We start from the raw sequence: 24004 nt of genomic DNA, 5'->3' as shown, positions 1-24004 counted from the left end.
GCGCTTATCGCCAGTGACGATCACGCACACGGCTGTCCTGAGCGCCACCAAACAGACTGATTACAGTCACCAGCAGCAGCTCAACCAGCAACGCCAGCAGCAAGGCACAGGCAATGCCCCACGCAATCGCCTCAGGCACTAGCAATACCTGAAAGGTGTAAGCCTTGTACGTTTCTTCGAGCAACTGCGAATCTGCAGCAGTGGCGAGATGCCAAACCTGCTGATACCACGGGCCATGCATGGCTTGCGATTCAGCATTAAGCCAATCTGAGCGCATCACCAACGTATTGACACTCTTGGCATCGCTTTGCATCACCGGGTCATCACTGGCCTGATAATGCGCCACCAAGGCAACCATATCGCCCTTGAAAAAGCGTTTTGCGGTGTCACGAAAGCCTTGCAAGCTTTGCTCGGACTCCTGCAGATGCGCATCAACACGCTTGCTGTAATCACTGATATAGCCCGGTACTTGCACCCCGACCAACAAGCCCAAAGCAAACAGCGCCAAGCGTAAATAGCTTTTAAACATCCGAGCCCCCCGTTAATCCTTTGTTTGGCAAACGTTACTCAGTCTTCCCCTGAGCGATACATTCCCCGGCGCGCCACAAACGCCACTCACCCGGCTGGTATAAGTTCCAGTCTTCGTTATTGGTCAGCGGCGCAGTCGCCAACACTGTGACGATGTCATTGGGTGTGGTCTCTGACTGAAAATCGACCTGCACATCGACATCCGTCAAGTGTGCCGGACCAAAAGGTGCGCGGCGGGTAATATGCGCCAGCTTGCTTGAACAAAAGCTAAATAGCCAATCGCCATTACTGAGCAAGCAGTTGAACACCCCTTTACGCCGGTAGGCCACACAGGCGTCGACCAAGGTCGTCAACATTTGTTCTACCGCGACCGCACAGGGGAACTCAGCCCGCAAGCGATTGAGCAGATCGCAAAAGGCCGCTTCACTGTCAGTATCGCCAATCGGCTGATAAAACCCCAGCTCGGGGGCAAAGTCCGCCAGTTGGCCATTGTGGGCAAAACACCAGCTACGGCCCCACATTTCGCGCACGAAGGGATGAGTATTGGCCAGGCAAACCCGGCCCACATTAGCCTGGCGAATATGCCCAATCACCACTTCACTCTTGATCGGATAGCGCTGCACCAGCTTGGCTACTTCCGATTCATAGCTGGCGCTTGGGTCTTGAAACAAGCGCAAGCCGCGGCCTTCATAAAAGCCAATACCCCACCCATCGCGGTGCGGCCCAGTGCTGCCACCACGCTGCATCAGCCCGGTGAAGCTGAAAACGATATCAGTCGGCACGTTGGCACTCATGCCCAACAGTTCACACATCCTGTTTTCTCCAACCGCCGTAATTACATGAGCGCACTATTTAGCGCCTCGCAATGATGCGCTGTGCATTGCGCACAAGATTAGCCCAGACGACACTCAGCAGTCGCCCGCCATATGCATACCGCGATAGCTTTTTGCAGCGGAGTAAGGCTTGTCAGCAGCATGCTTAAGGATGAAAAGCTGTCAGCAGGTGCCTGAGAGACCGAGCCGCCTGCAAATAACAGGCGGTTTGACCTAGGCTAGAGTCTTGGCTCTACACGCATGCCATGGCGATCATGTTGAGCGTAATTTGGCTCGGCATCACCATCGTCCATAATCTCACGCAGGGTGCGTGGATCACTTTCGTCTTGGGGTTCAAGCTTGGCTTGGCGACGCTCTTTCCACCAGCGCTCGATCGGCCAGCGAATCGCTACAAAAATCAGGTATACGGCAAAGGCAATCATGCCGTAGAGAGCTAAATCCGCCACTGCGCGCCACAGGTTGTTACCCACTTTAAACAAAATATCCAAGGCGCTGACGGCAATCGCCGGAGCAAACAGCTCTTTGCTCGGGTCAACAATGGTCGGGCTAAACAACAAGACCGCGACAAGCACCCGCAATGGCTCGCGCACATAACGCCACATCCAGCTGGTTAAACGGAAACAAACCAGTAAGCAGCCCAGCGCAGCAACGGCGTAGACGGCCCAGGCGAGTAGGTTTTCGTTCTCAAACATAATGTGGCAAATCCCTAGCAAGATGGCGGGCGTTGTAAGGTGACGCTTATGATAGCGACTTTTACGCTTTACGGCGCCCCTGCCGTCGGCACTCAATGATTCTGGAGTTACTCATGGCCAACGCCCCTATCGCCCGCAGTGAAACTGGTAGCGACCCTTATCGCTGGCTGGAAAACCGCGATAGCGAAGATGTTCTCCAGTATTTACATGCCGAGAACGACTACCTTGAAGCCCAATTAAGCGATCAGGCTGAGCTTCGCGAGCAGCTTTTCCAAGAGATTAAAGGCCGAATCCGCGAAACGGATCTATCGCTACCGTCCCCTTGGGGCCCCTACCTGTACTACCAACGCACCACAGCTGGTGATGAGTACCCGCGCCATTACCGCTGCAAACGCCCGGCAGATGGCTCGCACACTGTTGATGACAGCAGCGAGCAACTGTTGCTCGACCCCAACCAACTGGCTGATGGTGGATTCTTCTCGCTCGGGGCTTTCAGCATCAGCCCTGACCATCAGCGTTTGGCGTATAGCACCGACACCAGCGGTGAAGAAATTTACCAACTGCACGTCAAACAACTCAGCGACAACAGTATCCAGACCCTGGAATTTGAAGGCTGCGATGGCAGCATGACCTGGGCCAACGACAGTCAAACGTTGTTTTTTGTCGAGCTGGATGACACCCATCGCCCACACAAGCTGTACCGCACCACTCTGGGCAGTGATAAAGCCGAGTTGGTCTTTCACGAGCCGGATGGGCGTTTCTTTTTGCACTGCTACCGCGCCTCATCCGAGCGCAAGCTGATACTCATGATGGGCAGCAAGACCACCAGCGAAGTCTGGGTATTGGATGCTGAGACGCCTGAGCAAGCCTTTAGCTGCGTTGCCCCGCGCCAGGAAGACCACGAATACGACGTTGACCACGGCCTGTATAACGGCAAGTGGCAATGGTTTATTCGCAGTAATCAAAGCGGTATCAACTTCGCGCTTTACCATGCGACTGAGCAGAATTTCACCCGCGACAGCTGGATTGAACTGCGCGCCCATGATGAGCAGGTAATGATTGATGGCATGACACTCAATGCCAACGCCCTGCTTCTGAGCTTGCGTGAGGGTGGTTTACCGGTAATTGAAGTCAGCCCGCAAGGTTTGCCGACCTACCGCGTCAGCCTGCCCGATGCGGCTTACAGCCTGTACGTGCAAGATGCACTCGAGTTTGACAGCGCCAACATGCGTCTGCGTTACGAAGCGCTGAATCGCCCAGCACAGGTGCGCCAACTGAACCTGGCGACGGGTGAGCAGCAGGTGCTCAAGGAAACCCCAGTCGAAGGCCCGTTTGACGCAGATGCCTATGTCAGCCAGCGCGTATGGGCAACGGCGGCAGATGGTCAGCAAGTCCCAATTAGCCTGGTCGCGCGCAAAGACCTGATCGGCACGCCCTGCCCGCTGTATCTCTACGGCTATGGTGCCTACGGCGAATGCCTTGATCCATGGTTCTCGCATGCGCGCTTGAGCCTGCTGGATCGCGGCGTGGTATTCGCAATCGCCCATGTTCGCGGCGGTGGTGAACTGGGCGAAGCCTGGTACCGCGCAGGCAAACTTGCGCATAAACACAACAGCTTCGATGATTTTATCGCCTGCGCCGAGCACTTATGCGCTACCGGCTACACCCGTAGCGAGCAACTGGTGATCAGCGGCGGCAGTGCTGGCGGCTTGCTCATGGGTGCGGTGCTAAACCAGCGGCCCGACCTGTTCGCCGCGGCCATTGCTGAAGTGCCATTTGTCGATGTGCTCAACACCATGCTCAACCCGGACCTGCCATTAACCGTGACCGAGTACGACGAATGGGGCGATCCAAACCAGCCAGAGGTGCATGCCACCATCAAGGCATACGCCCCTTATGAGAATGTCAGCGCTCAAGCCTATCCGGCCATGCTGGTGGTTGCAGGCTACAACGACAGCCGTGTGCAGTATTGGGAGGCGGCAAAATGGGTGGCCAAACTGCGCGCAAGCAAGACCGACAATAATTTGTTGCTGTTGAAAACCGAGTTGGATGCCGGCCATGGCGGCATGAGCGGGCGTTATCAGGCACTCAAGGATGTCGCCTTGGAATACGCATTTGTGTTCAAGGTTTTGCAGCTTGGCTAGCTACCCCTGAGCAGACTGTGAGCACCCGCCTGTGCGGGCGTTCACAGCCTGTTAATCACAGGACTGGCATGCTTGCGCCAACCACTGAAACTGCCCTGACATGACCATGACTGATAGCTCTTACCTGATCAACGAAATCCGCGACATGCTGCTCGACTGCGGCCTGTTCAATAGCTTGCATCCTGCTGATGTATTGGCTGCGGCTGGCTATTTCAGCATCAGCAAGTATGCGCCTGAGCAGTTGATTTGCAGCGAGGGTGAAGCCGGTACGTTTATGTGCGTCATTCATTTTGGCGCCGTATCAGTCCACAAGAGCAACTCCAGTGGCGACAATGTTGAAATTGCTAAATTGCGTAAAGGCCGTGCATTCGGCGAGATGGCGGTGTTGGATGGCGAGCGCCGCTCAGCCAGTTGCGTGGCCGTGAGCGACTGCACGCTGGTGGTTTTATCACGGGACTCGTTGGAAAAGATGATCAGCGAAACCCCACGAGCGGCCGCTAAACTGATCAGAGCGATTGCCGTGTCCATGTCCAAACGCTTACGCATGATGGATGGACAACTTGTGGAGCAGCAGCTTTAAGACCTAAGCAACTCCATTCGTAGGGTGTGACAACGCGAAGCTTGTCCACCACGCACCTAAACGCGCCAGCCAATGGTGGATGAAAAGCGTCATCCACCCTACACATAGAACCTCTTCCGTAGGGTGCGACAACACGAAGCTTGTCCACCGCGCACCTAAACGCGCCAGCCAACGGTGGATGGAAAAGCGTCATCCACCCTACACATAGAACCTCTTCCGTAGGGTGTGACAACGCGAAGCTTGTCCACCACGCACCTAAACGCGCCAGCCAATGGTGGATGAAAAGCGTCACCTACCTTACTGTTCCGATTTCTGCTCTTGCTTGAACCCTTCGCGGTTGCGCTGCAATTGTTCTTCAAGCTCAGGTATTGGTTTATCCGCCGGGCTCAAAGTGGTGGCTGGCCGTTGCTGCAGACTGGGCTGATTAACCGAATTATTGAGTAAGGGCGGGCTGCTGGCCGGCGCGCCGCTTGGCGCCGAACGTAAACGTGGCTGCTCATAGGGTTGCGGGTTGGCGCTGCCGGGCGAACTGCTGGAACTCCCAGAACTGCCAGCACCCAGCGTTCCGTAATTTTGTGCCTGCACCGTCGTGACCGTAGCGCATAGGCTCAGCGCCAGAGCAGTGATAATAGGCTTGCTGACACGCATATTAACCTCCAGAACCTTTGGCCTCAGTGTAGTGCTTATCTATTACATTGGACGGCAGATCATCAAGACAGTTCTCGTTGATCGCCACTGGCGCTAAACTAATGAGCAAGGCCACTCTCTCGGACAACCTGCATGAACTCGCAAAAACCACCCGCCACCGCCAAACTCGACCGTATCCTTGCTGATGCCCAGCGCAGCCGTGAAGAAGGTTATCGCGACAAGGCGTTGAAAATGTATCCGCACGTTTGTGGCCGTTGTGCGCGCGAATTCGCTGGCAAGCGCCTGAGCGAGCTAACCGTTCACCACCGCGACCACAACCATGACAACAATCCGCAAGACGGTTCCAATTGGGAATTACTCTGCCTGTTTTGTCACGATAACGAACACTCGCGCTACACCGACCAGCAGTACTTTTCGGACTCATCAACCGGATCACCGAAAAAAGCCCAGGTCACGCACAACCCATTTGCTGACTTGGCCGCGCTGCTTAAAAGCAAAGAGTAATCACCCACGCGCAACTGCACGTATAATCAGCGCCTTTTGCGCAAAGGGCACAAGCCGTGGCGAACAAACGATACAGTTGCATTGGCTTGGTTAACCCGAAGTCACCGGACAACGTCGGCTCTATCATGCGGGCTGCAGGCTGCTACAGCGTTAGCAGCGTGTTTTATACCGGCACCCGCTATGACCGTGCCAAAGACTTTGTCACCGACACCAAGCGCGTGCACCTTGATATCCCGTTGATCAACATCGATGACCTGCAGAAAATCATCCCGCTGGGCTGCACGCCCGTCGCGGTGGAGTTGGTCGATGGTGCGCACTCCTTGCCGGAATACACCCATCCGGACCGCGCGATCTATATCTTTGGCCCGGAAGACGGCTCGCTAAACAAAGAGATTCGCGCCTGGTGCGAAGACGTGGTGTATATCCCCACACAAGGCTGCATGAACCTTGCAGCGACGGTTAATGTGGTGCTGTATGACCGCATGGCCAAAGGTAATAACACCAAGTCTGGGCCGAAATTCTAGAGGCTGGGGTAAACCTGCAGCGCTTGATTACCGCCACCAGTGGTGGATGGAAAAACGCCATCCACCCCACAAATCAAGCCGCTCCGTAGGGTGTGACAACGCGAAGCTTGTCCACCATCGACCTAGGTGCGGCGGCCCATGGTGGGTGAAAAGGCGTCACCCACCCTACGGTTTATTTGCTTTTCAGAAGCTTGCTGTCGAGCACGTCAGACGACTGGCCCATGACGTTTTCGCTGATCTCGATAAAGTCTTTGGTACTGACCTTGTCGAGGCGCATCAGGCCGCGTGTCACGTCATCCAGCGACAGTTGCTTACGATCATTGGTGGCTTTGCGGATTTCACGATCCAGGTCCTGCAGCATCAACACCGCACGAGCAGTCACCGGTCCCGTTGAGTTTTCAGTGCGCAGCGTCTTGACCGACTTGCTCCACTTGATCAGTTGCTCGCGTACTTTTTGGTAGCGGTCTTCCGTCATGCCGCCCGCACGACGCACCAGTTCGATCGCGTAGTACTCAGCTAAACCTTCGCTGATCCAATCGCTCTTGTCAGTGTCCTTGATGCGGGTGAATACATGCACCAATTCGTGTACCAGCGAACTGGTACCGTTTTCACTGACCGCAGGTCGCTCGGCATGCATGAAATAGGAGTTGGGCGCTGACAGACCACCACGCCACATCGGATCATTGGCTCCCACTATAAGCAGCTTTTTCGGATCCCGTGGGAACACTGCCTGGGCTTCTGGCCAGACGAAAGTGAGCAGGGTCAGCATATCCATACGCCGCATACCCTCACCAGTTGGCGCGGCAATGGTCACATCGGTTTCGCCTAATTTAGTCCGACGAGTACCGATTTTACCCGCGAGAATCCAACCGGTTGGCCGATCAAACTTGCGTTGTGGGTTATCAATTCGAAATTTGTTCTTGCCCACCCGCGGCCAGCCAGTTTCAACACTTGGCCAGCCTTTTGGCAGTTTGAAGGTCAGGTGTGCGACCAGAACGGTTTTATCCTGAATGTGCATCGCTGCGCTGGGTATCAGATTGTCGCCGCGAAACAGTGCCCAGTCTTCGGTCATACGCGCATCAAACTTGCCGTCACTGCGCGGATGGCTGATTTTCACCCGATAGTTGAGTTTGGTCTCGCCTTTGCCCGGCTTCCAGATGCCGCGCTCAGCGCTTTTCTGAGCCCACTCACCGCCTTCAGTGGTGAAATCCGAATAGCGCTGCTCATCACCCAAGTTGAAAGAAAGCTGGTCGATGGCCTCGCCTTTATCCAGTGAGATACTGACTTCGGCCAAGTCACTCTCTGGTACGAGTCGCACGTCGTAATCCAGATCAACCTTGTTGGCGGCCCATAGCGGTGAGCCAAAACTTAACAATACAACAGACAGCAATACACGACGAATCGACATCACAGGGCAACTCCATGGCAAACGAGGTCAGTTCAAATCATAGACAAAACGCTGGCCCGGCAATTCCATCACCGAACCCGAAGCGATCATTAAAAGAGTAGCGAATGTAGCAGTGATTTATTTGCGCAGAAATCAGCCCGCGCGAAAAATCAAATGGTCTTCCCAATCATCTTCAGCGACGTTTTTTTCGCTGAGCATGCGCCCAGACTGCGAAATACGCTCGATATGCACCGCTTCCGGGTCACCACAGACCAAATGATGCCAGAGCGGCAGATCCTTACCTTCACTGACCAAGCGGTAACCGCAAGTCGGCGGCAGCCATTGGAATTGATCAGCCTGGGCTGGCGTCAGTTGGATGCAGTCGGGCACGAACTTGATACGGTTTTCGTAGTTGGTGCAACGACAGCTATCCAGATCAAGCAGCTTGCAGGCAATGCGCGTGTAATAGACGCTGCCATCATCTTCATCCTCAAGCTTTTGCAGACAGCACAGCCCGCAGCCATCGCACAGCGACTCCCACTCAGCTTGATCAAGCTGATCGAGGGTTTTACGTTTCCAGAAGGGTTCGACTTTAGCGGCCATGGCAAAAAACTACGAGTGAGGTGCGAAAAGGCCGGCAGTCTAACGCGGCGCCCTTTCGCGACCAAGCCCAAGCTGATATTTAGCCAAGGCTTGGCCGCAGGAATTCAAGCATTTGTACCGCTGCTGATATTAAGCCTAGCTTGGATTTGGCAGGAGGTTAATAACCGCGGGGGAAATCAACCTGCCCCTGCAACCTTTGCCCCGCCTTGAACCGCTGCAGATTGCTGACAAACAGCTCGGCCATCAATGCCGGTTGCGTCGGTGCGGAACTGTGCCCGGTCAACAATAAACGTGGCGCTGTCCAGAACATATGCCCGGCTGGCAACGGTTCCACCCGGCAAACATCGATCACCGCCGCCGCTAATTGCTCAGTCTGTAGAGCGTTGACTAGCGCTGTATCAACCACTGCAGCGCCGCGTCCAGCATTGATAAACACTGCGCTTGGCTTGAGCTGGGCAAACAACTTGGCATCGTAGATATCGTGGGTCGCTGGCGTATCTGGCAGCAGGTTAATCAGATAATCCGCTTGTGCTGCCATGCGCGCCAGCTCAGAGATTGCCGCCACCTCAATAAACGGCGCCTGCTCACGTGCTTGGCTGGCAATGCCAAACAACTCGACAGCAAAAGGCGCCAAAAACTGTGCAACGCTGTGGCCGATATCGCCGCAACCAACAACCAATACCCGTCGTCCAGCCAAGCTGTGCGGTAATTCTCCGCGCCAGTGCTGCTCTGCCTGCGCGGCTTGTTGAGCAAAAACCTGCCGTTCATGGGCGAGCATGTGACAGAGCACGTACTCAGCCATGACCTGGCCGAAAATGCCAACCGCCCGGCTCAGCAAGTAATCGCGCGGCAAACCATCCGCCAGTAACGGGGTGATACCCGCCCATGTCGATTGCAGCCACTGCGGCTTTAACCCTTCACGCAGCAAGCCTGTAAGTAAATCAGGCTGACCCAGCCAGATTTGGCAATCAGCAGCCAAGGCTGGCAAGCCTTGCGGGTCATTGCTACCGACCAGCTCAAGCGGCTGCGAGCTGGCACTCAGGGCGGACTTGAGCAGTTCGGCGTAATTGGCATGGGAATTTTCAGCGATCAGTACGCGCATGGTGCTTTCTACCTACACAGGGTCATTACGACGCAACAACTCATCAGGTAGATGCTGGATGTAGTCTTCTTCCTGCGGCGGCATCTGCAGGTGGTAACCCTGATTTTCAAGGTTTTCCAGCACTTGATGAATATCCTCACGGGCCAGCGCCCGCTCGGGTGTAAGAATCATGCTGAAAGCCAGAGTTGGCGTACCAAATGCAGTCATCAGGGATTCAGGCACCCGCTTGAGCTCATCACTTTTGAGCACATAGAGGTACATCTCATTGCGTTTCGAACTCTTGTAAATATTGCAGATGCGTTTCACACCCTATCCTCTTCTTTGGCTTCGCTGATTTTAGCCAGACGATCTAATAATGCTTGCCCCATCAACTCACGGCGCCAGCCAGTAAGCGACTCAGGCAATTCATACGGCCCCGTTGGGTAACCGCTTTTGAGCAGGGCTTCGAGGATCTTTTTACGCAGCATAAGCTCAGGTGCGATATCCAGACGTTCCGCCTCTTGCTGGCCAATCGCGCGCAGCTTTTTCAGTACTGAGGAAGCCTCAATCGGCAATGGTTCAGGCAATGCTTCTGGCCATTGTGACGCGGGCAGCGCTGCGGCCTCCTTGATCAGTTGCAGAATAAACTCGCCGTCTTGACGCACCGTTTTGGGATGCATGTCTTCAATACGCGCCAAGCTTTGCAGGTTATCCGGTTGAGTCTTTGCCAACGGCCACAATGAATGCTCACGCAGGATTCGATTACGCGGCTGATTACGTGCCCGCGCTTCATGCTCACGCCAGGCGCACAACTCACGTAACACCGCCAACTGCGCACGCGACAGCTTCCACGCTAGCTTGGCGTCACGATAAGCCTCTTGCGGGTCAACTTCACGGCCAAGGTTAGTGACCATATCGGCGCAGTCTTCGAGCACCCACTGGGCCTTCTCAGGCGACAGCTTGGCTCGCAGCTCAGAATAAACATGCGCCAAGTGCAATACATCTTCGGCTGCGTAGCTGATTTGTGTCTCGGAAAGCGGACGCTTGAGCCAGTCTGAACGCGTCTCGCCTTTCGGCAGTTCAATATCCAGTACGGCTTTAACCAAACGCGAATAGCCCATGGAAAACCCCAGATTGAGGTATCCCGCGGCAATCTGACTGTCAAACAACGGCGCTGGCAGACTGCCGGTCAGGCGCAGGAAAACCTCAAGGTCTTCACTGCAGGCGTGTACGACCTTGATCACCGCAGGATTTTCGAGCAGCGCCGCGAATGGCGTCCAATCGCTAATCAGCAGCGGATCTATCAGGTAGGCGCGTTCACCCTCGCTAACCTGAATCAGGCCAGCGATCGGGTAGAAAGTGTCAACCCGCATAAACTCGGTATCCAATGCTACAAACGCTAAACCCTGCCATTGCGTGCAGTACTGAGCCAAGCTTTGGTTGTCACTGATCCACTGAATATCAATCGCCACGCGGCTCTCCCATGTTGAATGACAGGCAGTATATATGCCCGCGCCACATATCGGGGCCTGCTCGACTCATGCAAGCGCATATGGACCCGTAAAGATCGTTGTTCAGTGCTGAAAATCACCGACATAGCCGTGCGCTAGCGCTTACTATCTGGCTGAATGACGCAACCACAAAGTACTGCATAGTTGGCGCAATCTTTGCCCCGAAACCTGTAATCTGCCGGTTAGTGTCAACGTGCTGCGCACATCACTCAACACGGAAAATAATAATGAAAACACTGTTTGGTCTTTTAATACTGCTGATCGCCTGTGTTGCGATCTTCCTCGCTGTAACGCCCAGCCCGATCAACCCTGTCGCCTGGCAAGCACCTGAAGCGCCCGCTATGACCGGTGTACTTGAGCCAAATGACACATTGATGAAGGCGCAGTTAATCGCCAAGGGGAAGATTCATGGCCCGGAAGACACCGCACTTGATGCACAAGGCCGCGTTTATGCAGGCCTGGCAGACGGCAGGATTGTGCGCATTGACGGCGAGACAGTCGACACCTTTGCCGACACGCAAGGCCGCCCACTGGGCATGGACTTCGATGCAGCTGGCAACCTTATTGTCGCCGACGCCTATAAAGGCCTGCTGTCGATTGACCCTAAAGGCAGTATCAAAGTCCTCACCACCAGTGCTGGTGGCGTACCGTTTATGTTTACCGATGACCTGGCTATCGCCAGCGATGGCACGATTTACTTCAGCGATGCCAGTTCACGCTTTGCTCAACCCGACTACCTGCTCGACCTGCTGGAAGCGCGTCCCTGGGGCCGCTTGTTGAGCTACACGCCAGGTTCCGGTGAGACCAAAGTCCTGCTCAAGGATTTGTACTTCGCCAACGGCATCGCGCTATCCACCCAAGAAGACTTCGTACTGGTCAACGAAACCTATCGCTACCGCATCAGCCGCTACTGGCTCAAAGGTGACAAGGCGGGTAGCCATGATGTGTTCATCGACAATCTGCCCGGCCTGCCTGACAACCTTGAAAGCGACCATGCCGGCACCTTCTGGGTTGCAATGCCTTCACCACGCAAAGCTGATGCTGATTTCCTCCACCAATACCCATGGCTAAAAGCGCAAATCAGTAAGCTGCCACGCATGTTCTGGCCCAAAGCCACGCGTTATGGACTGGTGATTGCCATTAACCAGCAAGGCGAAATAATCCAAAGCCTGCACGACACCAGCGGCAGTCACTTGAGCATGGTCACGTCCGCCAAACCGGTCGGTGACTATTTGTACCTTGGCAGCCTTGAAAACGACCGTATTGGTAAATTGAAAATCCGCTAAGAAAGACTACACAAGGCCCTGCATCTGGGCCTTGTGTAGTTTCAGACTAGCGCTTCTCAAGCCAGTTTTTCGGCTATCCAAATCGTATGGCGAGTGCCTTTATTACCATGTGCATAAACCTGCACCGCTTCGGCTTTGAAACCTGCTTTAGCGATTTTCTCGGAAAATTTGCGGTCAGCACTCGAGGACCAGACAGCGAGCATGCCTTTGGCGCGCAAGGCTTTGTGGCACTGGCGCAAGCCTTCCATTGAGTACAGCCAGGTATTGCTCTTTTGCGTCAGCCCTTCAGGGCCATTGTCGACATCGAGCATGATGGCGTCATAGTCGCTTTTAGCGGCGTTGAGCACGTTGGCTACATCATCCTCAATGATACGTGTGCGCGGATCATTGATTGGATGCCCCGACTTCGCGCCTAGCGCGCCACGATTCCACTCGATCACACCCGGTACCAGTTCTGCCACGGCCACTTCGGCATTTTTGCCCAAGTGCAACAGTGCTGAGGCCAGCGTGAAGCCCATGCCCAAGCCGCCAATGAGCACGCGCGGCTCAGGTCGGCCAGCGATCTTTTTGCAAGGGATCGCCGCCAACGCATCTTCCGAGCCGTGCATCCGGGTATTCATCAACTGACCGCCATCACCGCCAGCAATCTTGATCACAAAGTCTTCGCCGTACTCAAACAGACACAAGGCTGAACTGCTTTGAGGAATAGGCGCGGTATCCAGCAATACAAAGCGTTTCATCGGCAACTCGCGTGTAGACAATATTGAATGCCGCGCACAATACAGCAGCGCCGCCACGCTTTAAAACATTTAGGGATTCGCTGAAAAAAGTAGCGAGCGACGGGAGTACAAGGCAAAAAACTGCGAAAAAGCGCAGTTTACGTGTTGTAAATGAGCATTTTGAGCAGTTTTTTAACGCAGTAATACCAAGCGCAGTAGTTTTTCAACAGTTCCTTAAAGCTCGCCGTGTTGCCCGGCCAATACCACGGTGTAGCCGTCAGGGTCGCGCAACCAGACCTCTCGATGCTGCGCATTTCGATTCAACAATGGCCCTTGCAGCACCTTGATTTGCAGAGCGGCAATGCGCACCAGTGCGGCGGCAAAGTCATTGACCAGAAACCACAGCAGCATGCCATTACCACGTGAAGCTATGCTGCTGTCGCCCAGGTACCGATGATTATGCGCATCCCAGGCATGGAGCTGAAGAATCATCTGGCCCTGCGAATTAACCAGTTGCTCATACTCAGCACCACCATGCGCTGACTTACAGGCGAGCAGTTGCTGGTACCAGAGGCTGCTGGCGGGCACATCAGCAACTGCAATCAGAGGTTGTGGCTGCATTACACTCGCTCTCGTGATTAAAAGGGTAATCGTCGATCAGGCATTATCTGAGGCGTTACGGATCCAGTAGCGCGCCTGATCAAGTTCATCCAGACCAAAGTTACGAATCTGCGCATTCATCAGGGGTTTAACCAGCTCGCTAAACCAACCAATCCATTTTTGATCGGCAACAATTGCCACATGCGAGAAGTCTTTAAGGTGCTTGGGTGCAAATTTAAAGTCAGCCCATAGCGCAGATGGGGAGATCGCACCGACATGCTTGACCACCTCGATTATGCGCACCAGCCCATGCTCGCTGATGACCTGCTCAATGCGTGCAGCCAACAGATCAAATTCCTCACGACTCAAACCGCCATCAAGCTCAAACTCAATGACATTAGTATGTTCACTCGGTTTAATTGTTAGCATTTTATCCACCTCGCCATTGGCCAACGCTAGCGATCACGGGTGATCACCTTCGACAATAACTATCGACAGTAAACATAAGACAGCGCCGATACGTTTCAGTTTTCCAGCGCCAATGATAAAAAGCTTATTTGCCTGGTACCTGATTAAGCAGCGCTTTAAACCCTTGGAACCCTCCAGCCCGAGAATACCCATATGCCTATTGCCCAATTGATCACCGCACAACAACTGCATGATCGCCTGCACAACCCGGACATTCGTATTTTCGATTGCCGCTTTGCCCTCGACGACACCGGCTATGGCAAACGCAGCTTTGCACAAGGGCATATTGAAGGCGCGCAGTTTCTCGACCTGGAAGATGATTTATCCGGTGAAATAAAAACCGGAATTACCGGCCGCCACCCACTGCCACAACCCGGAAAATTGATTGCGCGACTGGCTGAGCTTGGTTTGGATAATCACAGTGAAGTCATTCTTTACGATGACGGCCCAGGTGCTTATGCAGCAAGAGCCTGGTGGTTACTGGCATGGCTGGGCAAACGCGAAGCGGTGTACTTGCTTGATGGTGGGCTCAAGGCGTGGCACGAGGCGGGCTTGCCGATCACCGACGAGACGCAATCAGTCAGTCCAGGTACCTTCAGCGGCCAGCCAGACACCGCGATGGTGCTCACAGCCGAGCAATTACAGGCACGCCTGAACACACCCGAGTTGACCCTGCTGGATGCCCGAGCGCTGCCACGCTTCAAAGGCGAAGTAGAACCGCTCGACCCGGTCGCCGGGCATATTCCAGGCGCTCAATGCGCGGTGTTCACCGACAACCTTGGCAGTGACGGGCGTTTCTTGCCAGAGACTCAGTTACGTCAGCGCTTCAGCGATCTACTCGGGCAACGCTCTGCTGAACAGCTGGTTGCTTATTGTGGTTCCGGCGTAACGGCTTGCCACAACCTGTTTAGCCTGTGCCTGGCGGGCTATCCACTGGCGCCACTCTACGCAGGCTCGTGGAGCGAGTGGATCACTGACCAGCAAAGGCCCGTGGCCACTGGCGATTAACCACTGTTAGCGCTGCCTAAACCCGCTACATCAGCGGGTCTGCTAATTACCAAGTGATATATAGGCAATATGCGATCAAAGAAAACAATTTAAAAACAGTCCTTTACAGCTCAAAGGTCGCACTACACTTCAACATGAGCGGCTAAACCCGCTCCCGGTAGAGCCTTTGTACGAACAACCAGCTGCCAAGCGCCCGCCCTGCCGGTCTCCTATTTTGTGAGGATGGTATGGGAATTGCGGCCTGTGAACTAAGCCAGCACGTTATTCGCCCAACATTGGTCTACTTAGGCCACTACTCACCTGCTGCCGAAGCCCTGCTCCTGGGCGCCGCAGCCAGTCAATCGAGCCTCTGCTCGGAGCTGGATGACAACCTGGGGCATGGCCTGTTTCGCATAACCGAAGCACGTCATCAGCAACTGTGGGATTGCCATCTAGCCTTTGACCCGGACCTAGCAAGCCTGATCCGTGGGCTTGCCAGCCAGCATGCGTTCCTCGATGCGCCGCATCTGGAACTCACGGTGAACCTGCGTTACGCAACCGCTATTGCCTGGATGTTGATTGAAATCGAACATCGCATCCTGCCAGCAGTTGATGACTTGGCCGGTATGGCAACAATCTGGCGCCATGTTTTTCGACCAACGGGGCGCGCGCAAGATTTTATTGATGCGTGGCAACGCTGTATTGGTCAACTCGATCAAGTCGCCTGACCGATTTGCCAAACTGTCCGAATAGTCAGGCTTTTAGCCCTATCAACTCAGTGAACGCTTGTTCACATTCGACGAAGATAGCCGCACAGCGCCAGAAATTGTCCTACAAAACTTGGCATTTAAGAGAACTTATCCCCCTTGGCAAACCTCTAACAAGCCTGTTAGCTTGCGCCCCCCAGCTACCCTTTGGAGTCCTCCTGTGAGCCAAAAAATTCTAAAAAGCACTTTGGCCTTAACCGTCAGCGTCGCATCCAGCTACAGCCTAGCCAGCGGTTTTGCTCTCAATGAGCAAAGCATCAGCGGCATGGGTACTGGTTTTGCTGGCCGATCTTCTTCTGCTGACGACGCAACCACGCTGTACGGTAACCCTGCTGGCATGTCGCGCCTGAAGCGCGAACAAGTGTCTGCGGGTGCTGCAGTGATTTTCGCTAAAACGGACATCAAAAACGCCGATGGCAGCCTGAATGGCAGCAATGATGGCGATATGGTGCCTGTCGTGGGTGTGCCTATGGGCTACTACGTCAAGCCAATCGACGACAAAGTCAGCTTTGGTATCGGTATGTATGTACCGTTTGGCTTGGTAACGGATTACGAGAGCGACTTCCAAGGACGTTATTTTGGTGACAAGAGCGAAGTTCAAGTCATCACTCTGCAGCCAACTGTCAGCTACCGCTTCAACGACAATCTTTCGATCGGTTTCGGTCCGACCATCAACCACATCTCCGGCGAACTGACCTCGAAAATCCCAAGCTTCACGCCTGAAGACGGCAAGGTCAAAATCAAGGGTGACGATGTTGCCATTGGTTATAACGTGGGTGTGCTCTACGAATTCAACGAGCACGTACGTGCTGGTGTGACGTATCACTCCAAGGTTGATTACGAACTTGATGGCGACACCAAAGTTTCAGCACCAGATGGCAGCCCGCTGACGGCGCTGGGCCTGACAGGCAAGTATGACGCTGGCCTGGACATCACCACGCCTGAGTCTGTCGACATGTCCCTGACCTACGACATCAACGATCAGTGGACCGTTTACGCCGGCAGCACCTGGACGCGCTGGAGCCGTCTGGAAGACATCACGGTCAACAACGAAGGCGTCGGCGCTCCGTTTGAAACCATCACCGAAGAGCAAGATTGGCACGACACCTGGGCGCATGCCGTCGGTGCTGCCTACAAGCTGAACAAGCAATGGGTGCTTCGTGCTGGCTTGGCTGTTGACCAGTCGCCTGCCAATAACACTCACCGCTCGCCACGTATCCCAACGGGCGACCGCACAATCTTCAGCCTGGGTGCTGGCTGGAGCCCAACCGATGACATGACCATCGACGTGGCTTACTCCTACCTGAAAGAAGACGACGCCAAGCTCGACAACAGTGATCCGTTGCGCGGCGAGTACAACTCTACCTATGAAAACAGCGCCCACGGTCTAGGTGCTCAGGTGACTTACCGCTTCTGATTCGTAGCGGCTAAGCACTCAATTTGCGCGGCACAAATAAAAACAACAAAGCCGCTCAAATCTACCGCCCCCTTCCCCGGCCCATAACGCCCGCTACAGCCAGCACGCTACAGTCCCGCCCGCTACAATCCGCACCTGCGCCTCAGCAAATACCAACCCCCAACTGCAGTACAGCCAAGCCGCCTTGATGCCAGCCCCACCAAATCATACTGAGCAGTAACAGCCCAGCAACAGCGAGGCAAGCACGGGTCAACCAGAGCTTATTCATGTCGCTGCCTGGATATTCTGCAAACGCGCCACCGGCTGTTCGCGCACTGGCCAGTTGAGCACGGCAGCCATCAGGCTCAAGCCAATTGCGATCTGCCAGACCAGGTCATAGTTGCCCGTTTTGTCGTACAGGTAGCCGCCCATCCAGCCGCCGAGAAACGCGCCAAGCTGGTGAAACAAAAAGACGATACCGCCCAGCATCGACAAATTGCGCACGCCGAATATCGTGGCAATCGTCCCGTTGGTGAGTGGCACTGTTGATAACCAGAGCAAACCCATGGCGATGCCGAATGCATAAGCACTCCACACAGTGATTGGCGCCCAGATAAAGGCGCCTATCACCACCGCGCGCGCCAAATACAACGCACTGAGCAAACGTGGCTTGGAGTGCGAGGTGCCGAGCCAGCCTGCTGTGTAGGTGCCAAATATATTAAACAGCCCAACCAGCGCCAGCACCGTGGTACCGACCAGCGCCGGTAAATGCTGATCGACCAGATAAGCTGGCAGGTGTATGCCGATAAATACCACCTGAAAACCACAGACAAAGAATCCCAAGGCTAACAACCAGAACCCTGAATGCGAACTGGCTTCACGCAGCGCCTCAAGCAAACTTTGTTCGCCTGCCTGCGCAGGGATTGGGGCGTCCTTGATCATCTTCGCCAGCGGCACAATAAGCGCAACCAGCATACCCAATGCCAATAGCGCAGATGACCAGCCCAACCAGCTAATCAAACCGAGTGTGCCCGGCAACATGGCAAACTGACCGAACGATCCAGCGGCACTGGCAATTCCCATTGCCATGCTGCGGTCTTCAACCGCAACGGCACGCCCGACCACGCCCAGGATCACTGAAAATGAAGTGGCGGACAGGCCCATGCCGATGAGCAAGCCAGCGCTCAACGACAGCGACCACAGTGAGTCGGCAAAGCCCATCAAGCCCAAGCCCAACGCATACAAGATACCGCCAATAATCACTGTACGTTGCGCGCCAAAGCGGTCGGCAATAGCACCGGTAAACGGCTGAGTAAGACCCCAGATAAGGTTTTGCAGGGCAATTGCAAAGGCAAAGACTTCGCGCCCCCAACCAAACTCTGCGCTCATAGGCGGCAGGAACAAGCCAAAGCCATGACGAATCCCAAGCGACAATCCGAGAATCAACGAAGCCCCAAGCATTATCCAGCCACTTTTGCGCCACACATTATTCATATCAATTCCTGGATACGCAGTGATCTGCGGTCAATCGGGGTCCGTGTCGAACGTTTGCAACTGGTCGAGTGTTTGCAACTTATTGAGCAAGTTGCTCAATTCATCCACCTGTTCTGCCCCCATACGCTCGACGAGTAACTGCTGGACACCCTGCCATGCAGCAAACGCCGCCTTGATTACCTGCTCCCCACACGCACTCAGCATGACGATACGATTGCGCTGATCGGCCCCCTCTTGCATCACGACCAAGCCTTTTGTCTCAAGCACCCGCAGGTTGCGCCCTAGCGTGCTGCGATCAAGCCCCAACGCTTGTGCAAGATCACTAATGCTCGGTTGCTGAAGGCGCTGCAAATGCTTAAGCAGCGAATACTGGGCAACATTGATCCCGATAGCGCTTAGCGCATCGTCATATAACTTGCTGACACCGCGCGAGGCACGGCGCAACTGGGTACATAAGCATGGAGTCGATAACATAGATAGGGGTATATACCCGCATTAACCGAAAAGCAAATTAAATTGAGCCGTATAACGAGTAATTGAAGGCTGCCCTAGCTAGGCAAGCTGCCAAGTGTCTTCAGCGCCTGGCGAGTGTTGAATTTTAGGGCTTTGCTGACAAACCGTCGCGACGCGTTGCAGTTTCATTTGCGTATGCTGGGCAATCGACTGGCTGCTCAGGTGCGCGTCACCTGAAGTGGTTTTGGCATCCTCAAGGCACTTGAGGACAACACCTTCGTCAATCTTGAATTTCACCCAGCGATAAAGCCAATAGTGCGCCGCCAGAGAAACGATAACGACCACGGCGATGATAATTTTCTCAGACACAGGCAAATCCTTCGAGATGTCGGTCAGTTAACGGTGCAACCCAGGATAACCACTATCGCGCACTCCATTATCTCGAGCAACGCTCCGGCAGTGTCGCCAGTCGTACCGCCCAGGCGCTTGAGCATAAGCCAGCGACACAGAACAAAAACCACTCCAGCCGTTAACGCTGCCAACCAAGCGCCTGAGATAAATATCAACACCGATCCCACGACTGCCACCAACAGCCACAGCAACTGCTGACGCGGCAAGTGTGTCGACAACGCCTGACCTAAGCCGCCCTTGCGCACATAGGGTGTGGTTAAAAACAGTAAAGGCAAAGCACTGCGCGCCAAAAGCGGAGCCAACAACAGCGCTGAACTTGCCCCGGCATCGAGCAAGGCAACCAGCGCGGTAAACTTGAGTAGCAACAGCAACAACACAACCACCACGGCAATTGGGCCACTGCGCGGATCTTTCATGATCTCGAGTGTGCGCTGCTTGTCGCCAAAACCACCCGCCCAAGCATCAGCACTGTCGGCCAGGCCATCAAGATGTAAACCGCCGGTGATCGCCACCCATATGCTTAAAAGCAGTGCAGCTTGCAACAGCGTAGGCACTCCTCCCAGCAGGTATTGTGTAAGCAGCAATACCACGCCGATCAGCAGACCAACCAGCGGATAATACAGTGCTGAACGACCATTTTGCTCAGCACTGGGCATCTGCTTCAGGGTGATCGGCAAGCGGGTCAGGAACTGCAGTGCGATCATGAATTCTTGCATATACGCTCACGCAATTTTCCGTCCAGCGTTATCGCCAGTTTAACCAGCTGCGCATGACCAACACTGACCTGCATTAGATCGCTGCGTGGTAAGCCTCGCGCCCGCGCCAACAACAGGCGCATCACTCCGCCGTGGGTAATCAATAAAACACGTTCGCCGGAATGGGCTTGCTGCAAGCGTTGCACACTGGCCAATATACGCGCTTCAAATTGGCTCAGCGGTTCACCATTGGGCGGTGTGAACGCATAAGGATCAGCCCAGAACTGACCAAGCCCAGAAGCGTCCTGCTGCATAAGTTCTGCACTGCTGAGGCCTTCCCAGTCACCGAAATGCAACTCTTGCAAGGCAGGGTCGAAACTCAAAGGAATGCCCTGCATCCGGGTAACTTCTTCGGCGAAGCGGGCGCAACGTTGCAGCGGTGAACTGACGACGCGATCCCACACAGGCTGGCTCTGCTGTTCACTCAGCGCAGCTGCGAGAGCTTCACGCAATTGCGCCCAACCGGTGGTGGTCAATGCATCATCAATCGAGCCGCGCAAGCCACCGCCTTGCTCGGTCTCACCATGACGCAGTAAATCCAGCTGCAATGTCATGCTGATCGCCCGGAAACAGCAGCTTCAGCGAAAGTCGCCATATCGTTATGCAGCGCACAAGCCATGCGCAGCAGCGGTGCTGCCAAGGCCGCGCCACTGCCCTCGCCCAGGCGCAAACCCAGATTCAACAAAGGCTGGCCATTGAGCGCTTGCAACACCTTGCCATGCCCAGGTTCAGCGCCTTGATGCGCGAAGAATAACCAGTGCACGCAATCTGCATTCAACTGTTGCGCGACCAAGGCGGCCACTGTGCAGATAAAACCATCGACCAGCGCCACTATGCCTTGCTGCGCACACGCCAGATAAGCACCCGCCAAAGCAGCAATTTCAAAGCCGCCCAAACGCCGTAGGCCATCAACCACATCAGTTATCTGCGGGCGATGCAGCGCTAATGCCGTGTCGATCACCTGAGCCTTATGCCGGACACCCTCAGCATTCAAACCAGTGCCGGGGCCGACCACCGCTGACGCCTCACACCGCAACAACCAACAGGCCAGCGCCGAAGCGGAAGTGGTGTTGGCAATGCCCATCTCGCCTGCGATAAACAGCTCAGTACCCGCGGACTTAGCGCGTAGCACAGCATCACGCCCGGCGTTAAGTGCTTGGGTTACTTGGTCTTGGCTCATCGCCGGGCCATGTAAAAAGCTCTGCGTGCCCGCGCCCAAGGCCAGATGACGTACGCCGGGTAAAGCCTCAAGTGCAGTCGCCGTGCCGAGGTCAATCACTTCAAGCTGTGCGGCCAACTGGCGGGCCAGCACATTAATGGCTGCGCCACCGCCGACAAAATTACGCAACATTTGCCCGGTGACCTCTTGCGGATAAGCCGAGACACCTTCACTGGCAATTCCGTGATCAGCCGCGAAGATGCTGATCCAGATATGCTCAACCGCAGGCTTCTCACGCCCTTGCAGCCCAGCCAGGCGCACCGCGACCTGCTCCAACTGCGCCAAGGAGCCCGCTGGCTTGGTCAGCTGCGCTTGACGATCCTGTGCCGCCTGCTGCGCCGCTACATTCAGCGGGCAACAGGCAAGCTGCAACCATGACTCACTCAAAACGCAGCTCCTTTGAGCACCATTGGCAAACCGGCGACGGTAAACACCACGCGCTGGCAGCGCTCAGCGAGTGCCTGATGCAGCCACCCCGCTTGGTCGACATAACGCCGGGTCAGCTCGCCGAGCGGAATCACACCAAGACCGGTTTCATTGCTCACCATAATGACGCGTCCGGGTAGTGCCTCGATGCACTCAAGCAACTGATCGATCTCACCTTGCATGCGCGCATCATCGTTCAACATAAGCAGATTACTCAGCCACAGCGTCAGGCAATCAACCAGTAAACAGCGATCAGCCGCGGCATTTTCCTGCAGTATTTTGGCTAACTGCAAAGGCTCTTCAATCAATCGCCAATGTGCCGGACGACGCTGGCGATGATGGGCAATGCGCTGGCTCATCTCGTCATCAAGCGGTTCGCTGGTAGCGATATAAGTCACCGCCAGCCCCGACTCCTCAGCCACGCGTTCGGCTAGGCGACTTTTGCCAGAGCGGGCGCCACCGAGAATTAATTCATGCATAGCGCTGCCCCACATCGGTAGTCCCACATCGGTAAATAAGCATCAGCTTAATCCGCACAATTTTTTAAGCACGGCGCAATCAAGATGCGCCTCCACCATATCGGCCAAACGCTCGATATCGCGCTCGCGCAAGGCGTGATAATCAACTTCTTCGACCTCTCGCAAACCCGCCCACTGGAGGAATGCGACACAAGCCGATGCTGACTCAAACAAACCATGCAGATAAGTCGCCATAATCTGTCCATCGGCGCTGACAGCCCCATCAACCCGGCCATCATCAAGCTCAATAGCCGGTGCGAGCATAGGGGAAATCAAGCTAACGCCCGCATGGATTTCATAACCGCTAATCGCCTCGCCTGTTGCACGTATGCGCCCAGACACATTGCGTAATTGCTTGTGCGATTCAAGCACAGTGTCGATCGCCAACAAGCGAAGGCCCGGACTGCCGCCAGGGAGACCTTCGAGCCCATGTGGATCAGCAATGCTATTGCCAAGCATTTGTAGGCCACCGCAAATACCCAGCACTTTGCCGCCGTAACGCAGGTGTTTATTGATCGCCTCGTCCCAGCCCTGCTCACGCAAAAATGCGAGGTCTGCGCGCACGGCTTTCGAGCCCGGCAGGATGATTAAATCGGCGGCGGGTATCGGCTGGCCCGGTCCGACAAATGTCAGTTCGACTTGTGGGTGCAAGCGCAGCGGATCGAAGTCAGTGTGATTGCTGATACGCGGCAGGACCGGCACGATAACCCGCAGCACCTGCTCTGCTTTATTGATTTGCCGGGTATCTATTGCATCTTCGGCTTCAAGGTGGAAATCCATCAAATACGGCAGCACACCCAACACCGGCTTACCGGTGCGCGCCTCTAACCAATCAAGACCCGGTTGCAGCAGCGCGATATCGCCACGAAAGCGATTGATCACAAAGCCTTTGATCCGCGCTTGCTCGCTTTCCGATAGCAGCGCCAAAGTGCCGACCAAGTGGGCAAACACACCACCTTTATCGATGTCAGCAATCAGAATAACCGGGCAGTCGACCGCTTCGGCAAAGCCCATGTTGGCGATGTCGCCCTCACGCAAGTTGATTTCCGCCGGAGAGCCTGCACCTTCGACCATGATCACTGGATAGGCGCTGCGCAAGCGCTGATGCGACTCCAGCACAGCGTTCATCGCGACCTTTTTATAGTCGTGATACGCCAGCGCATCCATGCTGCTGATTGCCCGGCCATGAATAATCACTTGGGCGCCCGTATCGCTACTCGGCTTGAGCAGTATCGGATTCATATCAGTGTGCGGCGCCAAGCCTGCGGCCTGCGCTTGCACAGCTTGCGCCCGGCCAATCTCGCCACCATCGGCAGTCACGGCGCTATTGAGCGCCATGTTTTGCGGTTTGAATGGCACCACACTCACCGCTTGACGCTGCAACCAGCGACACAGCGCTGTCACCAAGGTGCTTTTACCGGCGTCAGAGGTCGTACCCTGCACCATCAAAGTAGTGCCTTGCGCCATTAA

At 55.0% G+C, this 24004-nt stretch carries 28 protein-coding genes; 8 read left to right on the top strand and 20 right to left on the bottom strand.

Annotation, left to right across the window (positions count from 1 at the left end; all coding sequences use genetic code 11):
* Positions 1-4: 4 nt before the first annotated feature.
* The 3 genes from B9K09_RS08365 to B9K09_RS08355 all read right to left on the bottom strand — a co-directional run bounded on the left by B9K09_RS08365 (position 5) and on the right by B9K09_RS08355 (position 2053).
* Entirely contained in the window at positions 5-529 is a 525-nt protein-coding gene (locus B9K09_RS08365; protein WP_087516375.1) for a DUF2937 family protein, read from the bottom strand.
* A gap of 34 nt (positions 530-563) precedes the next feature.
* A complete protein-coding gene (locus B9K09_RS08360; protein ID WP_087516374.1) occupies positions 564-1340 on the bottom strand; it encodes a class II glutamine amidotransferase in 777 nt (258 codons plus the stop codon).
* A gap of 239 nt (positions 1341-1579) precedes the next feature.
* Positions 1580-2053 carry an MFS transporter gene (locus B9K09_RS08355; protein ID WP_177408650.1) on the bottom strand — a complete coding sequence of 158 codons (474 nt, stop codon included), beginning with the start codon at positions 2051-2053 and terminating at the stop codon, positions 1580-1582.
* Between the two features lie 113 nt (positions 2054-2166).
* Here B9K09_RS08355 and B9K09_RS08350 point away from each other — a divergent pair, with 113 nt between their 5' ends.
* Both B9K09_RS08350 and B9K09_RS08345 read left to right on the top strand, forming a co-directional pair.
* Complete coding sequence (locus tag B9K09_RS08350; protein ID WP_087516373.1) at positions 2167-4197, top strand: S9 family peptidase; 2031 nt, start codon at positions 2167-2169, stop codon at positions 4195-4197.
* 106 nt (positions 4198-4303) lie between these two features.
* Positions 4304-4777, top strand: coding sequence for a cyclic nucleotide-binding domain-containing protein (locus B9K09_RS08345; protein ID WP_087519035.1), 474 nt, complete (start codon positions 4304-4306; stop codon positions 4775-4777).
* A 297-nt stretch (positions 4778-5074) separates the two neighbouring features.
* Here B9K09_RS08345 and B9K09_RS08340 read toward each other — a convergent pair whose 3' ends face one another.
* A complete protein-coding gene (locus B9K09_RS08340; protein ID WP_087516372.1) occupies positions 5075-5425 on the bottom strand; it encodes a hypothetical protein in 351 nt (116 codons plus the stop codon).
* A gap of 132 nt (positions 5426-5557) precedes the next feature.
* On the opposite strand from B9K09_RS08340, the gene B9K09_RS08335 reads away from it, so the two are divergent.
* Together B9K09_RS08335 and B9K09_RS08330 are read left to right on the top strand one after the other, a co-directional pair.
* Positions 5558-5929 carry a YajD family HNH nuclease gene (locus B9K09_RS08335; RefSeq protein WP_087516371.1) on the top strand — a complete coding sequence of 124 codons (372 nt, stop codon included), beginning with the start codon at positions 5558-5560 and terminating at the stop codon, positions 5927-5929.
* A 56-nt stretch (positions 5930-5985) separates the two neighbouring features.
* Positions 5986-6453, top strand: coding sequence for an RNA methyltransferase (locus tag B9K09_RS08330; protein WP_087516370.1), 468 nt, complete (start codon positions 5986-5988; stop codon positions 6451-6453).
* 172 nt (positions 6454-6625) lie between these two features.
* On the opposite strand, the gene B9K09_RS08325 is transcribed toward B9K09_RS08330, so the two are convergent.
* The 5 genes from B9K09_RS08325 to rnd form a co-directional block, all read right to left on the bottom strand.
* Positions 6626-7861 carry a hypothetical protein gene (locus B9K09_RS08325; RefSeq protein ID WP_087516369.1) on the bottom strand — a complete coding sequence of 412 codons (1236 nt, stop codon included), beginning with the start codon at positions 7859-7861 and terminating at the stop codon, positions 6626-6628.
* A gap of 132 nt (positions 7862-7993) precedes the next feature.
* Complete coding sequence (locus B9K09_RS08320) at positions 7994-8443, bottom strand: YcgN family cysteine cluster protein (protein WP_087516368.1); 450 nt, start codon at positions 8441-8443, stop codon at positions 7994-7996.
* Positions 8444-8600: 157 nt separating this feature from the next.
* Positions 8601-9545, bottom strand: a complete 945-nt coding sequence (locus B9K09_RS08315) for a D-2-hydroxyacid dehydrogenase (RefSeq protein WP_087516367.1) — start codon at positions 9543-9545, stop codon at positions 8601-8603.
* 12 nt (positions 9546-9557) lie between these two features.
* Complete coding sequence (locus B9K09_RS08310; protein ID WP_087516366.1) at positions 9558-9851, bottom strand: YcgL domain-containing protein; 294 nt, start codon at positions 9849-9851, stop codon at positions 9558-9560.
* Positions 9848-10996, bottom strand: coding sequence for a ribonuclease D (gene rnd, locus B9K09_RS08305; RefSeq protein ID WP_087516365.1), 1149 nt, complete (start codon positions 10994-10996; stop codon positions 9848-9850). The genes B9K09_RS08310 and rnd overlap by 4 nt, the downstream gene beginning before the upstream one ends.
* 266 nt (positions 10997-11262) lie before the next feature.
* On the opposite strand from rnd, the gene B9K09_RS08300 reads away from it, so the two are divergent.
* A complete protein-coding gene (locus B9K09_RS08300; RefSeq protein WP_177408649.1) occupies positions 11263-12321 on the top strand; it encodes an SMP-30/gluconolactonase/LRE family protein in 1059 nt (352 codons plus the stop codon).
* A 56-nt stretch (positions 12322-12377) separates the two neighbouring features.
* On the opposite strand, the gene B9K09_RS08295 is transcribed toward B9K09_RS08300, so the two are convergent.
* From B9K09_RS08295 to B9K09_RS08285, 3 genes are all read right to left on the bottom strand, one after another.
* A complete protein-coding gene (locus B9K09_RS08295) occupies positions 12378-13061 on the bottom strand; it encodes a spermidine synthase (protein WP_087516364.1) in 684 nt (227 codons plus the stop codon).
* Positions 13062-13274: 213 nt separating this feature from the next.
* Positions 13275-13661, bottom strand: coding sequence for a VOC family protein (locus B9K09_RS08290; RefSeq protein ID WP_087516363.1), 387 nt, complete (start codon positions 13659-13661; stop codon positions 13275-13277).
* 36 nt (positions 13662-13697) lie between these two features.
* On the bottom strand, positions 13698-14069 hold the full coding sequence (locus tag B9K09_RS08285) for an STAS/SEC14 domain-containing protein (RefSeq protein ID WP_087516362.1): 372 nt from the start codon (positions 14067-14069) through the stop codon (positions 13698-13700).
* 192 nt (positions 14070-14261) lie between these two features.
* Between B9K09_RS08285 and B9K09_RS08280 the strand changes: the two genes are divergently transcribed.
* The 3 genes from B9K09_RS08280 (at position 14262) to B9K09_RS08270 (ending at position 17279) form a co-directional block, all read left to right on the top strand.
* The gene (locus B9K09_RS08280) at positions 14262-15116 is read left to right on the top strand and encodes a sulfurtransferase (protein ID WP_087516361.1); all 855 of its coding nucleotides are present in this window, start codon (positions 14262-14264) and stop codon (positions 15114-15116) included.
* Between the two features lie 227 nt (positions 15117-15343).
* A complete protein-coding gene (locus B9K09_RS08275) occupies positions 15344-15823 on the top strand; it encodes a hypothetical protein (protein ID WP_087516360.1) in 480 nt (159 codons plus the stop codon).
* Between the two features lie 199 nt (positions 15824-16022).
* On the top strand, positions 16023-17279 hold the full coding sequence (locus B9K09_RS08270) for an OmpP1/FadL family transporter (RefSeq protein WP_087516359.1): 1257 nt from the start codon (positions 16023-16025) through the stop codon (positions 17277-17279).
* A gap of 264 nt (positions 17280-17543) precedes the next feature.
* Here the strand turns inward: B9K09_RS08270 and B9K09_RS08265 are convergent, their stop codons facing one another.
* The 8 genes from B9K09_RS08265 to B9K09_RS08230 form a co-directional block, all read right to left on the bottom strand.
* The gene (locus B9K09_RS08265) at positions 17544-18752 is read right to left on the bottom strand and encodes an MFS transporter (RefSeq protein WP_087516358.1); all 1209 of its coding nucleotides are present in this window, start codon (positions 18750-18752) and stop codon (positions 17544-17546) included.
* Positions 18753-18782: 30 nt separating this feature from the next.
* The gene (locus tag B9K09_RS08260) at positions 18783-19226 is read right to left on the bottom strand and encodes a MarR family winged helix-turn-helix transcriptional regulator (protein WP_087516357.1); all 444 of its coding nucleotides are present in this window, start codon (positions 19224-19226) and stop codon (positions 18783-18785) included.
* 78 nt (positions 19227-19304) lie between these two features.
* Positions 19305-19574, bottom strand: coding sequence for a hypothetical protein (locus B9K09_RS08255; protein WP_087516356.1), 270 nt, complete (start codon positions 19572-19574; stop codon positions 19305-19307).
* Positions 19575-19597: 23 nt separating this feature from the next.
* On the bottom strand, positions 19598-20332 hold the full coding sequence (locus B9K09_RS08250) for an adenosylcobinamide-GDP ribazoletransferase (RefSeq protein WP_087516355.1): 735 nt from the start codon (positions 20330-20332) through the stop codon (positions 19598-19600).
* Complete coding sequence (cobC, locus tag B9K09_RS08245) at positions 20317-20925, bottom strand: alpha-ribazole phosphatase family protein (RefSeq protein ID WP_087516354.1); 609 nt, start codon at positions 20923-20925, stop codon at positions 20317-20319. Before cobC ends, B9K09_RS08250 begins: the two co-directional genes overlap by 16 nt.
* A complete protein-coding gene (gene cobT, locus B9K09_RS08240) occupies positions 20922-21977 on the bottom strand; it encodes a nicotinate-nucleotide--dimethylbenzimidazole phosphoribosyltransferase (protein WP_087516353.1) in 1056 nt (351 codons plus the stop codon). Before cobT ends, cobC begins: the two co-directional genes overlap by 4 nt.
* On the bottom strand, positions 21974-22495 hold the full coding sequence (gene cobU / locus B9K09_RS08235) for a bifunctional adenosylcobinamide kinase/adenosylcobinamide-phosphate guanylyltransferase (protein WP_087519033.1): 522 nt from the start codon (positions 22493-22495) through the stop codon (positions 21974-21976). Before cobU ends, cobT begins: the two co-directional genes overlap by 4 nt.
* 42 nt (positions 22496-22537) lie before the next feature.
* Positions 22538-24001: a cobyric acid synthase gene (locus B9K09_RS08230; RefSeq protein ID WP_087519032.1), complete on the bottom strand. Its 1464-nt coding sequence runs from the start codon at positions 23999-24001 to the stop codon at positions 22538-22540.
* Positions 24002-24004 lie beyond the last annotated feature (3 nt).

Source organism: Pseudomonas sp. M30-35 (assembly GCF_002163625.1).
GTDB lineage: Bacteria > Pseudomonadota > Gammaproteobacteria > Pseudomonadales > Pseudomonadaceae > Aquipseudomonas.
The sequence above is the reverse complement of the archived record's forward strand: the minus strand, read 5'-3'. Positions and strand labels throughout refer to the sequence as shown.

Coding starts and splice junctions, on each gene's coding strand:
- B9K09_RS08265 (WP_087516358.1), bottom strand. CDS start 18,752: ATGAATAATGTGTGGCGCAAAAGTGGCTGGATAATGCTTGGGGCTTCG.
- B9K09_RS08320 (WP_087516368.1), bottom strand. CDS start 8,443: ATGGCCGCTAAAGTCGAACCCTTCTGGAAACGTAAAACCCTCGATCAG.
- cobU (WP_087519033.1), bottom strand. CDS start 22,495: ATGCATGAATTAATTCTCGGTGGCGCCCGCTCTGGCAAAAGTCGCCTA.
- B9K09_RS08295 (WP_087516364.1), bottom strand. CDS start 13,061: ATGAAACGCTTTGTATTGCTGGATACCGCGCCTATTCCTCAAAGCAGT.
- B9K09_RS08260 (WP_087516357.1), bottom strand. CDS start 19,226: ATGTTATCGACTCCATGCTTATGTACCCAGTTGCGCCGTGCCTCGCGC.
- cobC (WP_087516354.1), bottom strand. CDS start 20,925: ATGACATTGCAGCTGGATTTACTGCGTCATGGTGAGACCGAGCAAGGC.
- B9K09_RS08290 (WP_087516363.1), bottom strand. CDS start 13,661: ATGCAGCCACAACCTCTGATTGCAGTTGCTGATGTGCCCGCCAGCAGC.
- B9K09_RS08275 (WP_087516360.1), top strand. CDS start 15,344: ATGGGAATTGCGGCCTGTGAACTAAGCCAGCACGTTATTCGCCCAACA.
- B9K09_RS08350 (WP_087516373.1), top strand. CDS start 2,167: ATGGCCAACGCCCCTATCGCCCGCAGTGAAACTGGTAGCGACCCTTAT.
- B9K09_RS08325 (WP_087516369.1), bottom strand. CDS start 7,861: ATGTCGATTCGTCGTGTATTGCTGTCTGTTGTATTGTTAAGTTTTGGC.
- B9K09_RS08300 (WP_177408649.1), top strand. CDS start 11,263: ATGAAAACACTGTTTGGTCTTTTAATACTGCTGATCGCCTGTGTTGCG.
- B9K09_RS08315 (WP_087516367.1), bottom strand. CDS start 9,545: ATGCGCGTACTGATCGCTGAAAATTCCCATGCCAATTACGCCGAACTG.
- B9K09_RS08280 (WP_087516361.1), top strand. CDS start 14,262: ATGCCTATTGCCCAATTGATCACCGCACAACAACTGCATGATCGCCTG.
- B9K09_RS08335 (WP_087516371.1), top strand. CDS start 5,558: ATGAACTCGCAAAAACCACCCGCCACCGCCAAACTCGACCGTATCCTT.
- B9K09_RS08285 (WP_087516362.1), bottom strand. CDS start 14,069: ATGCTAACAATTAAACCGAGTGAACATACTAATGTCATTGAGTTTGAG.
- B9K09_RS08250 (WP_087516355.1), bottom strand. CDS start 20,332: ATGCAAGAATTCATGATCGCACTGCAGTTCCTGACCCGCTTGCCGATC.
- B9K09_RS08365 (WP_087516375.1), bottom strand. CDS start 529: ATGTTTAAAAGCTATTTACGCTTGGCGCTGTTTGCTTTGGGCTTGTTG.
- B9K09_RS08230 (WP_087519032.1), bottom strand. CDS start 24,001: ATGGCGCAAGGCACTACTTTGATGGTGCAGGGTACGACCTCTGACGCC.
- B9K09_RS08360 (WP_087516374.1), bottom strand. CDS start 1,340: ATGTGTGAACTGTTGGGCATGAGTGCCAACGTGCCGACTGATATCGTT.
- B9K09_RS08355 (WP_177408650.1), bottom strand. CDS start 2,053: ATGTTTGAGAACGAAAACCTACTCGCCTGGGCCGTCTACGCCGTTGCT.
- B9K09_RS08345 (WP_087519035.1), top strand. CDS start 4,304: ATGACTGATAGCTCTTACCTGATCAACGAAATCCGCGACATGCTGCTC.
- B9K09_RS08340 (WP_087516372.1), bottom strand. CDS start 5,425: ATGCGTGTCAGCAAGCCTATTATCACTGCTCTGGCGCTGAGCCTATGC.